This window comes from Roseateles sp. (genome assembly GCF_036486225.1).
GTDB lineage: Bacteria > Pseudomonadota > Gammaproteobacteria > Burkholderiales > Burkholderiaceae_C > Roseateles.
On record NZ_DASVNZ010000272.1, the window covers coordinates 1 to 14851 of the forward strand.

Annotated in this window: 13 protein-coding genes; all 13 read right to left on the minus strand. The window is 67.3% G+C overall.

Annotation, left to right across the window (positions count from 1 at the left end; all coding sequences use genetic code 11):
- Window positions 1-21: 21 nt before the first annotated feature.
- Window positions 22-1095 carry a DUF2169 domain-containing protein gene (locus tag VF536_RS17885; protein WP_331616211.1) on the minus strand — a complete coding sequence of 358 codons (1074 nt, stop codon included), beginning with the start codon at window positions 1093-1095 and terminating at the stop codon, window positions 22-24.
- A gap of 27 nt (window positions 1096-1122) precedes the next feature.
- Window positions 1123-1788: a DUF6484 domain-containing protein gene (locus tag VF536_RS17890; RefSeq protein ID WP_331616212.1), complete on the minus strand. Its 666-nt coding sequence runs from the start codon at window positions 1786-1788 to the stop codon at window positions 1123-1125.
- Between the two features lies 1 nt (window position 1789).
- Window positions 1790-4027, minus strand: coding sequence for a type VI secretion system Vgr family protein (locus tag VF536_RS17895; RefSeq protein ID WP_331616213.1), 2238 nt, complete (start codon window positions 4025-4027; stop codon window positions 1790-1792).
- A 230-nt stretch (window positions 4028-4257) separates the two neighbouring features.
- Window positions 4258-4776 carry a hypothetical protein gene (locus VF536_RS17900; protein WP_331616214.1) on the minus strand — a complete coding sequence of 173 codons (519 nt, stop codon included), beginning with the start codon at window positions 4774-4776 and terminating at the stop codon, window positions 4258-4260.
- A gap of 124 nt (window positions 4777-4900) precedes the next feature.
- Window positions 4901-5125, minus strand: a complete 225-nt coding sequence (locus VF536_RS17905; RefSeq protein WP_331616215.1) for a hypothetical protein — start codon at window positions 5123-5125, stop codon at window positions 4901-4903.
- Window positions 5126-5191: 66 nt separating this feature from the next.
- Window positions 5192-5614 carry a thioredoxin gene (locus tag VF536_RS17910; RefSeq protein WP_331616216.1) on the minus strand — a complete coding sequence of 141 codons (423 nt, stop codon included), beginning with the start codon at window positions 5612-5614 and terminating at the stop codon, window positions 5192-5194.
- Window positions 5615-5618: 4 nt separating this feature from the next.
- Window positions 5619-7091: a hypothetical protein gene (locus VF536_RS17915; protein WP_331616218.1), complete on the minus strand. Its 1473-nt coding sequence runs from the start codon at window positions 7089-7091 to the stop codon at window positions 5619-5621.
- A gap of 31 nt (window positions 7092-7122) precedes the next feature.
- Window positions 7123-8157 (minus strand): hypothetical protein, encoded by a 1035-nt coding sequence (locus tag VF536_RS17920; RefSeq protein WP_331616219.1) that lies wholly within the window; start codon window positions 8155-8157, stop codon window positions 7123-7125.
- Window positions 8154-9746 carry a PAAR-like domain-containing protein gene (locus VF536_RS17925; RefSeq protein WP_331616220.1) on the minus strand — a complete coding sequence of 531 codons (1593 nt, stop codon included), beginning with the start codon at window positions 9744-9746 and terminating at the stop codon, window positions 8154-8156. The genes VF536_RS17920 and VF536_RS17925 overlap by 4 nt, the downstream gene beginning before the upstream one ends.
- A 35-nt stretch (window positions 9747-9781) precedes the next feature.
- Window positions 9782-10858 carry a hypothetical protein gene (locus VF536_RS17930; protein ID WP_331616221.1) on the minus strand — a complete coding sequence of 359 codons (1077 nt, stop codon included), beginning with the start codon at window positions 10856-10858 and terminating at the stop codon, window positions 9782-9784.
- On the minus strand, window positions 10855-12093 hold the full coding sequence (locus tag VF536_RS17935) for a DUF2169 domain-containing protein (protein WP_331616222.1): 1239 nt from the start codon (window positions 12091-12093) through the stop codon (window positions 10855-10857). The genes VF536_RS17930 and VF536_RS17935 overlap by 4 nt, the downstream gene beginning before the upstream one ends.
- A gap of 9 nt (window positions 12094-12102) precedes the next feature.
- Window positions 12103-12714 carry a DUF6484 domain-containing protein gene (locus VF536_RS17940; RefSeq protein WP_331616223.1) on the minus strand — a complete coding sequence of 204 codons (612 nt, stop codon included), beginning with the start codon at window positions 12712-12714 and terminating at the stop codon, window positions 12103-12105.
- Window positions 12711-14851 (minus strand): type VI secretion system Vgr family protein (locus tag VF536_RS17945; protein WP_331616224.1); only part of this gene is annotated, 2141 nt, incomplete at its 5' end. The genes VF536_RS17940 and VF536_RS17945, both read right to left, overlap by 4 nt.

Consider the following 14851-nt stretch of genomic DNA (forward strand, 5'->3'; position numbering starts at 1 on the left):
GCAGTCGCTTCCTGGCGCATGTCAGGCCACCTCCGCCCGACGGCCGGTGGTGTCGGCGTCGTCGGGCTCCGGCGCGCCGAGCACGCCGTCGCGCAGGTCCTGCTTGAGCCAGATCCGCGTGCTTTCCAGCTTGAGCACCCGCGGATGGCAAGGCAGCGCGCTGTGGAAGACCAGCGAGACGCGGCGCTCATCGGGCGCCAGGATCACGGTGTGCAGCTTCGGCGGCGGATGGACTTCGCGGTGGCCGTCGTTGAAGAAGGTCTCCAGGCCGAGGAACACCCGCGGCAACGCGAAGCGCCACTGGCCGCCGCCCGGCGACAGGTTCAGCAGCGCGACCGGCTCTCCGCCGCGCAGGAAACCCGCGTGCTGCTGGTCCGGCGGCGCGCACTGGTAGTGGCGGTCGTCGAAGTCGTCAGGCAGCAGCGGCAGGCGCTCGCGCTGCCAGCGTTCGTCGTAGGTGCCGGCGAAGCGGCGGCGTTCCGTCCAGTGGCTGCACAGCGCGCCGAAACCGGCCGGCACGGGCCGGTCCTTCCAGCCGCGGATCAGGTGGTCGGGGTCCTCGATGTTGGGCAGCGGGCGGCCGTCGACGTGATCGCCGGCTACCGCATAACCCTGCCCCAGCGGATTGCGCTCGTCCCACGCGGCGGGATCGGCCTTCGGATCGGCGCCGCCGAAGGCGCGTTCCCACACGACGGGCATCGTCGTGAACGGCGCCGGCTTGCCGATGCTCCGCCCCTGCCAGACGCGGTCCCCGAAGACCTTGAGCACCTTGGCCCGGCCGCCCACGGCCACGCCGACGTCGAGCTCGGTCACCGGCGCGCCGCCCGGCGCGTGGGCCTGCCCGTCGACGATCACGTCCGTCGCCGTCTTGGTCCGGATCAGGTCCGCGTCCGCCGACAGGCTGGTCGAGGCCGCGTCCCCGCGATGCGCCGGACCGCGCAGGACCTCGGGCTGCGCCTCCGTCACGCGCGCCGAGCCGTCCGCCTGCAGCGTGAAGCTCGCCTTCACCGCGACGAGCCAGATCTCGGTGCCGTCACGGTCGCGCACCCAGCCGCGCTCGGCGGCGAACGGCGTCCGGTTCTGCAGTTGCCACATGGGGGATCCTGACGGCGTGCGAGGCCGTCAGTTGATGTCGACGAACGCACCCTTGATGCGGTTCGCGCCGCTGGAGCGGCTCAGCACATAGGTGCCGCGGATCAGGATCTTGCCGGCGGCGGTCAGCACGATGCTGGCCTCGCCGCAACGCAGCTCGACCTGCTTCGCGCCGTTGAGCACGACGCGCTCGCCGTCGACCGTCACGGTCTGGCCGCGGCGCGTCACCGCGGGGCCGGGCGCCGCGTCGGATGTCGCGTCGGAGGGGGCCTCGGGCACGGCGTCCGGCGTGGCCACGCGCGCCTCCAGTGCGCCTTCATGCGAAGGATGGCCCGGGCGGGCGCCATGTCGCGGCGCCTCGCGCTCCGCGTGCCGCATCGCGCGCCCCAGGATGACCGGCCGCGTCGGATCGCCGCGCTCGAGCGAGACGATGACCTCGTCGCCCTCGTCCTCCACCTTCAATCCCACGACCGACATCGCGACGACGGGCGGCAGGCCCTTGGCCATGCGGACCAGGAAGCGCCCCTGCGCGTCGAAGCCGCAGAACATGCCGACCAGCACGCCCGCGTCGACCAGCCGCACGCGGTCCATCAGGTGTTCGGCGGCGGCGACGGCCGCGCGGGTCGGGTCGCCGCGACGGCGGTTGGGAGGGGGAGCGGCGCCCAGGGGGCCCGTGTTGCCTGCTTGCTCGGCCATGTCAGTTCTCTCCGATCTTGGCGCCCTTGACGGCCACGCCGCCGCTGCCCTTGATGCCTACCGTGCCGCTGGCCTTGATGGTGATCTTGGAGGCGGAGATCGTGATCCCGCTCGAGTCCATCACGATCTTGCTGCCGCCGGCCTTGAGCGTGATCGAGGGCGCCTCGATCGTGGCGCTGCCGCCCGCCTTGGTCTTGTAGGTGCCCTTGGCGGTCTGGCCGATGGTGGCGGCCGACAGCTTGTGCAGTCCGCCCACGCCGATGCTCTGCAGCGCGCCGACATTGACGCTCTGCAGGCCGCCGATGGACACCACCTGCGCGCCGCCGACGGTGATCGCCTCGGCCGCGCCGACGGTGTGCGCGCGGCCCGCGCCCACGGTGTGGGCCTCGGCGATCGAGATCGTCGTCGTCTGCATGCCGTTGACGGTGTGGGCGCGCGTGCCGTTGACGGTGACCGTCTGGCCCGCGTTGATCGTCACCGTCTCGCCGGCGCCCACGGACTCGGTGCGATGCGCGCCGATGGTGATGGTCTCGTTGGAGCCCACCGATTCGGTGCGGTTGGCGCCGACGCTGACCGTCTCGTTCGCGCCGATGGACTTGGAGCGGTTGGACCCGACGCTGATGGTCTGGTTCACGCCCACCGTCTGGGTCTGGTTGTTGCCGACGGTCTCCGAGTCGTCCACGTCCACCGTGTCGGTGCGGTTGTTGTGGATGGTGGAGGTCTGGTCGTGCTCGATCGTGGTGGCCATGTCGTACTGGCCGTGGATGGTGATCATCTCCTTGCCGGCCGTGTCGTCCATGGACATCTCGTTGTAGCCGGCGCCCTTGTGGGTCTTGGACTTCATGCCGCTGATGACGGCGGCGGCCGGCAGGCCGTACGGGGGCATCTGCTCGGCGTTGTAGACGCGGCCGGTGATGAGCGGCTGGTCGGGGTCGCCCTCGACGAAGTCGACCACCACCTCCTGCCCGATGCGCGGGATGGACACGCCGCCCCAGCCCTTCCCGGCCCAGGGCTGCGAGACGCGGATCCAGCAGGAGCTGGTCTCGTTGCGCTGGCCGCGGCGGTCCCAGTGGAACTGCACTTTGATGCGGCCGTACTTGTCGGTGAAGATCTCCTCGCCCGACGGGCCGGTCACGATGGCGGTCTGCGGACCCGGCGCCATCGGCTTGGGCGTGCGGCGCTCGGGGCGGAACTGCTGGTCGGCGGGGATGGCGTTGAAGCGGCAGCGCAGCTCGGACTCGCCCGAGGCCGATTCCGTCGACGCCTGGCGCATCTGGGTGACGGTGCCGGTGATGAGGTACTTGGCGTTCTGGTCGTCGCGCGGATGGCGGCTCAGCGACAGCAGGTGGCCGGTGCGCACGCCCTGCGCGTTGGTGTCACCGTCGAAACGGGCGAAGGCCGTCTGGATCTCGTCGAGCCGGTCCTCGACGTACTGCGCGCCGTCGCTGCCCTGCACGTAGCCGCCCGGGTAGTCGAAGACTTCCCCGTCGGACAGGTCGTAGTCGCGGGCGCGGTCCAGCTGCGTTTCCAGCGAGGTCGAAGGCCGTTCGAAGTCGTAGTCGGTGATGACGACCTTGCCGGGCTTGAGGCTCTCCTGCGTGATCCAGCTGTCGACGTACTCCAGTTCGGGCGGCGCGTTGTTCGCGCCGCCGTAGAACGGCAGCGTCTCGCAGCCCGGGGCGCAGTCATGGGCCGAGGCGGCGTCGGTCAGCACCAGCGTGTGGCCGGACTCGTCGTGGGTGAAGTACCAGTAGATGCCCTCGTTCTCGAGCAGCCGGGCGACGAAGTTGAAGTCGGTCTCGCGGTACTGGACGCAGTAGGTCCAGGGCCGGTAGGCGCGCATCAGCTTGAATTCGTGGCGCGCGACCGGGTGGTCGTCGAAGACCGCCTTGACGATGTCGGGGACGGTCATCTCCTGGAAGATGCGGCAGTCGGCGGTGCGGGTGAGCAGCCACAGCCAGGGGCGCATCGTCATCTGGTAGACGGTGTGCTTGCCCTCGAAGCCGGTCTGCGCGAAGCGGGTGACGTAGCCGGCCAGGTGGCGCGGGGCGTCGTCGCGCAGGGCCATGGTCAGCGTCGCGGATTTGCCGAGCAGCTCCGAGGCGCGGATGTCCTTGCGCTCGCTGAGCAGGGTCAGCGTGGTCTCGCCGAGGTCGCTCAACGCTTCGCGCGACGCGCAGGCGTGGACGCGGAGGACATCGTCGTCGAGGGCGGTCTTGAGACGGAATGGAGCTGCCATGGGCGGACCGTGAAGGCGGACCTAAGCAATCGGTCCGTCACGGTAGGCTCGTGCGAACTACGCCGAAAGCGACCAAAGTCATTCGCGGCGGAGCCCCTTGTAAAGGGGTGATACGAGCGCCCGAGGCGTGTCACTGGTGTGGGTGACGCGTGCGCCCCGGCGGCCCGGGATGGGTGCGGCGGCGCACGTTCAGGTGTTCGCGGAGCGCCTTCCCGGCGCCCGCGTGGCCGTCACATCGGCAGTGTCAGAGAGACGGTGAGGGTCAGCACGGCGCCGTCGTCGGCGTAGTCGACGGTGATCTCGCGGTTCTCGACCTCCCACTGTTCCCACTCGAAGACGCCCTCTTCCTCCTCGCCGTCGACGGCGTCGCCGTAGGCGGCGACCGCGGCGTCGCGGGTGTCCACCGGCGTGGGCGAGAACGGGCCGTTGCCCTTGTAGGGATCGACTTCCTCGCTGCCTTCGGGGTAGTAGAAGATCGCGCTCAGCACGTGGGTGCCCGTGCCCAGGGGCTCGCCGTAGTCGACCGCGTGGGTCTCGCGCGGGGAGAAGGACAGCACGACGCCGGCCTCCTTCAGGTGCACGAAGCCGGCGCGTATCTCCTTCTTGCGCTTCTGGGAGAGCTCGGTCGGCACGGGGGTGCCGGCGGGCGTGGTGTGCGCAAGCACGGCGGCGATGAGCGGAGCGTCGACTTCGGTCAGGCCGAGGAGGCTCGGGAGCTCGGGGAGCGTCGGGATGGAGATGGTGGTCATGAGGCTGAACGATAACCCGTATTGGGGCCGTCGGGCCGGGCGGGCGTCCAGGCAGTCTTCTTCGACCCGAGTTGGGCGGAAACCATCGTCAAGTCGAGGATTCAGTCCAAGCGAGCTCAGAACATCAATTCGGCGGCGTCCAGGCCTTGTCGCGGTTGGTCTCGAACCACTCGCGCACCTCGTGGTCATGGAAGATCTCGGTCCACTGTCCGTCGCGCTTGTAGGAGGCTCCGCCGTAGCCGGCAAGCAGCAACAGCCTGTCACGCAGAGCAAAGTTCCCCGCACAGACCTTCACACCGGCCGGGATGTCCGCCTCTACCAGCACATCGTCTTTCAGGGTCGCTCGCAATGCTCACAGCATGCCTTCTCCATCGCATCGCTTCAGGAGCCGTTGCCAGAAGACCATGGTTGGCCTTCAGCCCCTGAACTCTCGCCAGAGCGACGGCAATTCCAGCATCGTGCCCACGTTCGGATCCTGCAGCCGCATACCTTTGAACTCCAGGGGACGCAACTGGACGCGGTCCGATGCCACGGCGTCCGGCTCGATGCCCTCGACGATGGCTGCCTGCACGCAGGCGCCTTGCCGCCAACGCAGCAGGAGCGGGAGATCCGGGGGAATGAAATCGCCGAGGAACTCGGCGTGCTCCTCCAGGTCCAGCCAGAGCGGCACGATATGCGGAGGAAGGCCTCGGCTCAGCGCTTCAAAACGAGGCTGCAACACCTGACACCGGCTGCACCACCCCGAAGCGCCGATCACGGTCAGGAACTCGGCATCGGGACGGGCAAGGCGTCGCGCAATCTCCGACGCGTGGTCCCAGGGATTCAACGGTTCGGACATTCGCTCACCAGTTCCAGCTGCTTGTCCCCAGGGCCGCGAGCGCGCGATCCTGGGCGGGTGTCGCCGCGCCGACGTCAAAACAGGGCGATGCGCCACGCGCAAGTTGCAGCAGCAGCGCGGCCTGCCAGCGTTGCTGCTGCGAAGCCTTGGCATTGCCCAGCACGCGAAGCAACGTGGACTCGGTGACCGCCTCGCCGCCGAGGTATCGGCGGGCGGGATCGAGCGTTGACGACAACGACGGCCACTCGCGATTCAGGACCTCGACATCCGGCCACAGCAGCGCGCCGTCCGGATCACGTTTCGCCGACGCCGGCACGTAAGGGTTGTCAAGCGCATCCTCGGCATCGTCGGGAGCCTCGGGCGCCTCTCGCCAGCGTTGATGCCCGATGCGAGCGCCCGTGATGTGCGCGAAGACATCGCCTGCGAGACGGGCCAGATTGCTCGAAGGTTCGACAAAGAAGCGCCGCACCTCGTCCTGCTGGCTCTGATGCGCCATGCACTGCAGCAGCACGGGCAACCAGCGTGGATCACCCTGGAACCGGATGGCCCGGAGCGCCTCGCGCCACCGCCGACGATCGTTGTTGCCTTCGATCAGCATGCGCTCAATCGCGGGCACGGTCGTCGCAGGCGCGGCGCGCCACAGCCAGACGACGAGTTCCTCGTCCGTGAGCTCCTCCGGTGCCGTGATCCAGGCATCCAGAAGGACCGCTTCTGCCTGTCGCCACGCGGCACCGCCGTCGGCGGCGGAGCCGATCAGGCGCCCGATCGCCGCCGCGGCGACGCGACGGGTTTCCAGGCTTGACGACGGCTCGTTGAGCACCGCCTGCAATGCCGGTACCGCTTCGGCAATGCCGTGGGATCCCGCCAGCCTCGCAGCCTCGGCTATCACCGCCGGATCGGCGCCCTGGCGCAAGCCGTCCCGGATCAAGGACGTCCGGAGCGTTGGCAGCGAATGGGCCGCAATCAGCGCGGCGCGTCGCCAGAGCGGCGATGCTTGCTCCCACCAATGCGAGGCAAGTTTCTCGGACAGCGTGTCACCACGACGGCGCAGCGCGCCCGCCAGACCGATGGCAATCGCGTCGCCCCGCCCGGACTCGAACTGGGCTTGGGCCAGGGTCTGGAGTTCTTCCAGCCAGACCGTCGTGCCGAGCTCCAACGCCTGCATGGCCAGCGTGCCAGCCACGAACGCTTCGTCGCTCGTGCCCCATCGGGCCAACCGGGTCTTCGAGGCAGCCCAGGCGACATCGCCAATGAACGCCGGCGCCTGAGCCGATTCGAGCTGCGCGACTCGCAGACCCTCCAGGTGTGCATCGAGCAGGCGCTCCATGCGTTGGAGGCTCTGCCAGTCGTGCTCCGTCGCGAACATCGCGTCGCCATGGCGGGACCAGTAGAACGAGGCGTCTTCTGCGTGGCGCTGCACGATGGCCGGGATCACGTGCAGCTGCGCATGCCCCGATTGAGCGGGAACTTTCGTCATGTCCGGGACTTAGCCAAGCGCGTTCGAACCATCACTTCGGCGGCGTCCAGACCTTGTCGCGATTGGTCTCGAACCACTCGCGCACCTCGTGGTCATGGAAGATCTCCGTCCACTGTCCGTCCCGCTTGTAGGCGGCGCCACCGTAGCCGGCGAGCAGGAGCACGCCGTCGCGAGTGGCGAGATTGCCAGAACAAACCTTCACCCCGGAGGGCACATCCGCATCGACCAGGCCTTCGTCCTTTAAGACCCACACACCGTAATCATTGGTGGCCCACAACTCGCCGTCGTACCAGACGAGATCCTTGATGGGGAGCGATATCTGAGCCTTCGTCTTCAACTTCTCCCACTTGTCTCCCAAGCCGCGAAACACGTGGTCACCGGCCGCAACGTACACATTGCCATCCTCGGCGCAACAGACTGCGGACAGTCCCCAGTTGCTCGGGAACTTCATGCGCTTCCAGACCTGTCCGGACAGATGCCAGATGTCGCCCGGATCACCGACGGCATAGAGATTCTCTGGGCCGAACCCATCGAAGTCGACAAAGCTGATCTTGTACTCGTCGGGTTCCGGCATCGGCTCCCCCACGAGTTCCCACTTCCCCGGCGCAGTACGTACAAACAGCTGACGCGCGGTGCTGCTGGCGAAGAGCCGACCGCCGAAGCTACGAGCGCGACTGAAGCCGCCTCGCTTCACTCCGCCTTCGAACTGCGACGGAATCGGGCCTTCAAACCCGTCGCTGCCCGGCGTGGGGGACCATGCCTTCGAACTGCTGTCCAGCACGACGACTTTCTCCTCGGGAGCGAAGGCAACGCCGCAGACGCTCGCGCCCAGACCGCGAAGGTGGCCGATTCCCCATTTCTTCTCATCAGGATTCTTCAGGTTGAGACTCAGCAGGCGTTTCGCCAGGCGCCCTTCTCCGGGCGCCTCTCGCCCATCCCGCCACCCGGGATGCTGCGTATAGTCCTCGCGCGCAAGCAGATAAAGGATGTCGCGATTCTTTATCGCGCAGTCGATGACGTTGAAACCGGCAATTCGCGGATTCAATTGTTCAATTGAAATACTCAAGCCACATCCTCCATTGCCGAGTTGTCGGCGTCCTTGCCGCCCATACCATCATGCGCACGCAGCGAGGCATTCTGGCAATCCTTGTAGTACTCATCCAACTGCTTTTTCAGACATTCCGGGTCGCATCCCGACGCCGGCGCCACCGGCTTGGGTTCGGTGATCGCCGCCACGCCTGCGTTCCTTGCCTGCTCGTAGGTCATCGTCGGCCCACGCGTCTCCTTGTGTCGCCCGACGATCTGTTGAAGTCGAGAATGAACGAAGCCGTGACTGCCATGGTTGTTGTTGACGCCTTCGACGCAGATCGTCGGCGCCGAGCCATGCTTGCCGGCATAGCAAGGTTGACCTTCGAACATCGCGCCGGGCAGCACATGGTGCCCGGTCTGCCCCGGACAGCATCCCGTGCCATTGCGCGAGGACTTGATCGCTCCCGTCTGGTTGTAGGGAACCAACTGGCACTTCCGAGCGCGCAGGCAGGGATCGGTCGCCGCCCGCATCGTCATCGCCTCTGAGACGAACTGGCTGGGGTTGTTGCGATATTCCTGCAACTTCTGCTTTGCGAGGTCCTGCAACTTGTCGACGTTCAACAAGTCGTCCAGGTGTTCCATCGCCTGCGGACCCAGCTTCTGTGCCAGCTCGGTCGCCGTGGACACCACGTCGGCAACCGTCCACGCCGCCATCCCTGCCGTGACCACGGTGCCGACCCCCGTGACGGCCGCGGCCCCGCCGACGACGTTCTTGGCCACGGAACGCAGCGCCAGCCCGCCGAGCTTTCGCACCATGTACCAAGGGCTCAACTGAGCCTTGGCCATCTCAAGGATCTCGCCGAAGACAGCCTGTGCGACGAACATCTTGTCGTTGGCGATCTTGTCGAGGAATCCTTCGAACTCCTTCTGCGCGTTCTGGAAGTACTTGCTGCCCATGGCAGGCTTCACCCAGAGCCCATCGCAGTTGTCTTCCATCCATGCGTTGTCGGCCCCCTTCTTGTGGGTATAGCCGTAGGCCTTCTTGGCGGCGGCATCGGGGATGGTGATGATCTTCCCGGCCCCCTGCACGATCTTCTTGAACGGTGCCCTCTTCTGCTTGGCCGCGCGCTTCTCATCACCCTTGTCGGCGCACGCCCGCTCCATCTGCTGGCGATCCTTCGCGCAGTCGTGATCGTTCTGCCAGATGCTCCGGTACTTCTGCACCAGCGCATTGGCCGGGCTGTTGTGGTTGTGCGTGACCGTGTCGAGGTGCCGCGCCACGCCCTTGCCTTCGACCTTGACGTTCATCGACCAGGTCGCGAAGTGACCCTTGCCCTTGATCTGGCCGCTCACCGTGCCCTTCTTGAGCCCGGGCGTTGCCGGCTCGTTGCCATAGCTGGTCGCGAAATAGCTGTCCTTCTCCAGCGCCGCGCCCGTGCCCTTGAAGAACACCGTGCGCGAGAGATTGTCCAGGTCCTTCGCCAAGGTCGTGTTGGCATAGGGCACCGGCACGCCCGGTGGCGGCGGACCGGGGCTGAAGCAGACATCCGGCGCACAGGCGGACGACACGCCGGACGCGCTCTTGGCGGCGATCTCGTTGTCGTTGGCGAAGACGAAATGCGGCATGGTGAAGTCGGATTCCTTGTGGACGGCTGGTGGCGTCAGACGCCCTGCAAGACGACGGCGCAACGACGCTCGCGCGCGTCCGCGGCCTGGAACAGGAAGTTGCCGCCCGCGGCCCATCCCTTGCGAATCATGTCCAGCGCCAGCGCAACCGCCAGCGGTCCCTGCGCGGCGCCGCAAAGGCCGACGTGGGCGCCCAGGAGCGGCTCCGTGTAGCCGCGCGGCTCACGCTCGCGCAACACGCGGGACCACGCATAGCTGGATTCGTCCATGAAAAAGGACTCGCCAGCTGCGGTATCCAGCCGGTGATGGATCTCGTGAGCCTGCAAGCCCGCCTCGCCCAGCGCAGCACGCAGGGCGCGCGCCAGTCCCTTGCCGTGATTCGGCTCATCGCTTTCGAAGCTCGCGGGTTCATCCGCCTCGCCCGCCCCGCGCAGCACAAGCGCCGGCCGCGACGAAGCGGTGGACTCCCCGGCGCGCCAACGCTGAAGGACCAGGGCCGCGCCGGCCTCGCCCGAGATGAAGCCGTCGCTCTGCTGGCTCGACAGCAGCCGCCCCTGCGATAGATGACATTGGATGTCCGCAACCTCCAGCAATGAGTCCAACCCCAGCAGCAGCACATGGTCGACATCGGCGAGCGCAAGGGATGCCTTGGCGCGCTCCAACGCGCCGGCCAGGCCGGCGACGCCCCAGGGCAGAATCGCGCTGGCGGCGTGGAAGCGATGGCCAAGGGCCTGCTCGCAGGCCGCATAGCAGTCCTTCAATTCATCGGCGGAATATCCGGCTCTCTCGGTGCCGCCCGCAAGGAGAAGGAAGACGCAGCGAGACGCGACCAGCCCGCCGGCGCCGAGCGCCGCTTCCCGGGCCGCGCGGACGGCGATCGTGACCAGGCGGGTCACGCCGCCATGCACGCTCTCCTCGCCGCCGGCGCTCAGGCCCAGCGACTCGTCAGCAATTCGTGCGCCGAGCAGCGTCTGGCCCACCTGATCGACAAACGCCGTTTCGCGGAAACCGTCCAGCCCCGCGCGCACTGCGGCGCAGGTTGACGGCCAGGTGAGGCCCACCGCGCTCACTACGCCGGCGGACACCACCGCGATCGAAGTCGTTTCGCTCATGCCGGATCCGTCTCCGAGATCATTGTCGGAACGTCATGGATCCCCTCCTCCGGTGCCGACGGCCGACTGCCACCACAGGTGGCGCAATCCGACTTGCCACTCACCTGGCCGTACCACCAACGACTGCTGTAAGGGCCGACCACCACGGTGTGCACCTCACGCAGACTGCGGCGCAGTCGGGTCCGCGCGCGCCAGGTGACGTGAAGCCGCATCGCATCGGTGTCGACCACCAAGGTGTCGATGTGCGGTTCCATCAGCAGCGATTCACGGTCTCGCGTCAGGAGGGCCATCGACATCCGGCGCTTCGGTATGCGAAACCGATACTGCGCGATGCCGTTCCTGGCTGTCTGGGCCGCCGAAGCCGCGAGGTTGACCAGGGTGATCACCTCGCCGCCTTGGGGATAGTTCAGCTGCTGATCCTCGGGCGCCGCCTGATGGAAGCGGTCGTCGAAGTCCGCTGGCAGCAGTGGAAAGATCTCATCCTTCCAGGCTTGGTCATAGGTTCCCGCCCATTGCAAGCGCGGTTGCCAGGCGCGCGCCAGCGGGCCCAACGCTGCAGGCGGCAACGCCACGTCGGGTCCTTCTGCCACCTCGAGGCGGCCGTCCACCCAGCGCTCGGTCCGATGGGCGGGCGCGTTTTCCAGCAATCGAAGGAACGCGTCCTGGCCGTACCCGCGCCCCACCGGATTCATCGGATGGACAAGGCGCACAGAGGGGTCCTCGACGCCGATCGACTCATGGGAACAAGTGCCTCCGAAGGCGATGCCATAGTGCAACGGCTGCTCCACGAAGGGTTGTGACGCGGACAGTTGCCATTGCCTGCCCTGCCGCTGCCATTGGCGCTCCCCGTGCACGCGGATGCGCTTGTCGACCAGGGCCTGTCCCGCGGCGTCCTGCAAGCGCAGCGCCACATCCACCGACAGCGCCGGCTGGGCCCGACCATCGCGGAACGGCGCGTGCGCGCTGCCCTTGAACAGCAGATCGCAGCGTGGTTTGAACGGCGCGAGGTCGGCCTCGAAAGTCGGCGCACTGAAGCCAGGCTCATCGACGAACTCGTCCGACAGGAGCAGCCCGCCGCCGCGAACCGGTCGAAGCGCGATCGGCGCCTCGGCGCCGTCCTCCAGTTCGGGCAGCACGTACGTACCCTTGGCGATCACGGTCAGCCAGGGCTTGCCATGCTTGTCGGTCGCCTGCGTGGCGTCCACCGCGCAGAGACTGTTGTTGACCACGTGCATGACGTCGACTCAGTTGATGCGCACAGCCGCGCCCTTGATGCGCTGCGTGCCGGTGGCGTGGCTGCTGATGTACTCGCCACGCAGCAGGATCTGGCCGTCGGCCGTCAACGTGATGCTCGCCTCGCCGCAATGCAGAGTCAGTTGTTGCGTGGCACCGATCACCACCTCCTCCGCAAGGCCGCCATCGCGTTCGACCATGACCGCGGGGACACCTACCGACGGCGCGTCATCCACCGCTGGCACCTGCCGGTCAGCGCCGGGCTGCCAGAGCAGGCCAAGTATCAGGGGTTGGGCGAGGCCCGCGCCGAGACTCAGCGCCAGCGGCGCGCCGACATGCTCCGCCCGGATCGGCACCACGCTCATCGCTTCCACGCCGTCTTGAGGGCTGGCGGCCCACCGGACTCTCGGCGCTTCGCCTTCAGACCAAGCAAGCAGTTCCCCGATGACGATCGAATGGCTGGCATCCGGCGTGGCAGGCAGCGAAGGCGCGCCGAGTCCGCGCGCGTGGCCGCGCATCAACGCGTGGAGCATCGAGCCCGCTTCGCCATGATCGTCGGCAGGCTCCGTCGACAGCGGCGCAGCGGACGGAAGGTCTGGCATCAAAGGCATCGCCGGGTTCATGCGTTGTTCTTGATGTTCTTGCCCTTGAGCTGCATGTCGCCCTTGGACTCCCCGAAGTACTGCCCGGCGGCTAGCACGTTGATGTCGTGGCCGTTGATGGTGATGGTGCCGTCCGATTTCAGGACGATGCTGGCCTTGCCCACTGTGAGGCTGAACTCGTCTCCCGCCGTGATGGTGTAGGTCGTGCCGACGCTTGTGGTCTTGCTACGGCCGACCTGCGTGCCCTGCGTCAATCCAACGCTGGTGTTCATCAAGCCACCGACAGTGGTCTGATAGGCCGCGCCGATCGACAGCGCCTTGCCCAGTCCGATGGTCTCGGCCTTGGCGAGGCCGATGGTCTCGGCCTTCGCCATCGCGATGGTCTCGGTCTTGTTCGCGCCGATCGTCACCGACCGGTTGGCCCCGATGCTGATCGTCTCGTTGATCCCGACGTCTTCCGTGCGGTTCATCCCGATCGAGATCTTCTCGTCGAGGTCGACCCGCTCCGTCCGGTTCTGATGGATCGTGATCGTCTCGTCCAGGTTCACCGTCTCGGTACGGTTGCCCTTGACCAGCGTCGTCTCATGCCGGTCGATCGTCTTGGTCCGATCCCGCCCGACCCAGTGCGTCTCGTCGTTCTCGACCTCGATGTCCTGGTTCTTCTCCGCGTGGATCCACAGCTGCTCGTCGCCGTGCTTGTCCTCGAACCGGATCGCGTTGGCGTTGCCGTAGCTGCCACCCTTGGTCGAGCGCGTCAGGAAGCCGCTCTGCGTCGCGTTGGCCGGCAGGTCCCACGGCGGCAGGTTCTCGCCGTTGTAGGTCCGCCCCATGATGATGGGCGCATCCGGGTCCCCTTCGATGAACCCGATGATCACTTCCTGGCCGATGCGCGGGATGTGGATGCCGCCGAAGTTCGAGCCCGCCCACGGATGCGCCACGCTCACCCAGCACGAGCTGCGCTCGTCGCTCTTGCCGCGCCGGTCCCAGTGGAACTGCACCTTCACCCGCCCGAACTTGTCGGTGTGGATCTCCTCGCCCGCCGGGCCGCTCACGATGGCCGTCTGCGGTCCCGCCACCAGCGGCTTCGGGGTGCGCCGTGCCGGCCGGTACTGCTGCGCCGCCGGGATGCAGCTGAAGCTGCAGCGCAGCCCCGTCTCTCCCGAACCCGCCTCGTTGGCCGCCTGGCTCAGGCTGATCTGCGTGCCCGTGACCAGGTACTGCGCGTTCTCGCTCTCGCGTGGGTGGCGCGACAGCGACAGCAGGTGCCCCGTGCTCACACCCTGCGCGTTGGTCGTGCCGTCGAAGGTCTGGAACTGCGTCTGCAGCTCGTCGAGCCGGTCCTCCACGTACTGCGAGCCGTCCCCGGTCTGGATGTAGCCGCCCGGGTAGTCGAAGATCTCGCCGTCGGACAGGTCGTAGTTGCGCGCCACGCTCTGGTTCGTTTCCAGCGACGTCGACGGCCGCTGGAAGTCGTAGTCCGTGATCACGACCTTGCCCGGCTTCACGCACTCGGCGCTGCCCCAGGCCTGCACGTACTCCAGCGCCGGCGTGGCCTGCGCGCCCGAGCCGTAGAACGGCAGCGACTCGCAGCCCGGCTTGGCGTCGTGCCCGCTGGCCGAGTCGCACAGCACCACCTTGTGGCCGCCCTCGTCGTGCTCCACGTACCAGTAGATGCCCTCGTGCTCGAGCAAGCGAGCGACGAAGTTGAAGTCGGTCTCGCGGTACTGGACGCAGTAGTTCCAGGTCCGGTACGGGCGCAGCAGCTTGAACTCGTAGCGCGCGACCGGGTGGTCCTCGAAGACCTGCTTGACGATGTCGGGGACCGACAGCTCCTGGAAGATCCGGCAGTCCGAGGTGCGCGACAGCAGCCACAGCCAGGGCTTGAGCTGCATCTCGTACACGCAGTACTTGCCTTCGAAGCCGCGTTGCGCAAAGCGCGTCACGTAGCCGCTGAGGTAACGCGGCGCGTCGTCGCGCAGCGCAACCGTCAGCGTCGCGGGCTTGCCCAGCAGCTCCGAGGCCTGGATGTCCTTGCGCTCGCTCAGCAGCGTCAGCGTGGTGTCTCCGGCGTCGCTCAGACCCTCCCGCGACACACAGGTGTGCACGCGCAGAGTGTCTTCAGGCAAGGCGGTCTTGAGGCGGAAAGGTGAGGCCATGG

Coding starts and splice junctions, on each gene's coding strand:
- VF536_RS17925 (WP_331616220.1), bottom strand. CDS start 9,746: ATGCCGCATTTCGTCTTCGCCAACGACAACGAGATCGCCGCCAAGAGC.
- VF536_RS17910 (WP_331616216.1), bottom strand. CDS start 5,614: ATGTCCGAACCGTTGAATCCCTGGGACCACGCGTCGGAGATTGCGCGA.
- VF536_RS17935 (WP_331616222.1), bottom strand. CDS start 12,093: ATGCACGTGGTCAACAACAGTCTCTGCGCGGTGGACGCCACGCAGGCG.
- VF536_RS17900 (WP_331616214.1), bottom strand. CDS start 4,776: ATGACCACCATCTCCATCCCGACGCTCCCCGAGCTCCCGAGCCTCCTC.
- VF536_RS17940 (WP_331616223.1), bottom strand. CDS start 12,714: ATGAACCCGGCGATGCCTTTGATGCCAGACCTTCCGTCCGCTGCGCCG.
- VF536_RS17930 (WP_331616221.1), bottom strand. CDS start 10,858: ATGAGCGAAACGACTTCGATCGCGGTGGTGTCCGCCGGCGTAGTGAGC.
- VF536_RS17885 (WP_331616211.1), bottom strand. CDS start 1,095: ATGTGGCAACTGCAGAACCGGACGCCGTTCGCCGCCGAGCGCGGCTGG.
- VF536_RS17915 (WP_331616218.1), bottom strand. CDS start 7,091: ATGACGAAAGTTCCCGCTCAATCGGGGCATGCGCAGCTGCACGTGATC.
- VF536_RS17895 (WP_331616213.1), bottom strand. CDS start 4,027: ATGGCAGCTCCATTCCGTCTCAAGACCGCCCTCGACGACGATGTCCTC.
- VF536_RS17890 (WP_331616212.1), bottom strand. CDS start 1,788: ATGGCCGAGCAAGCAGGCAACACGGGCCCCCTGGGCGCCGCTCCCCCT.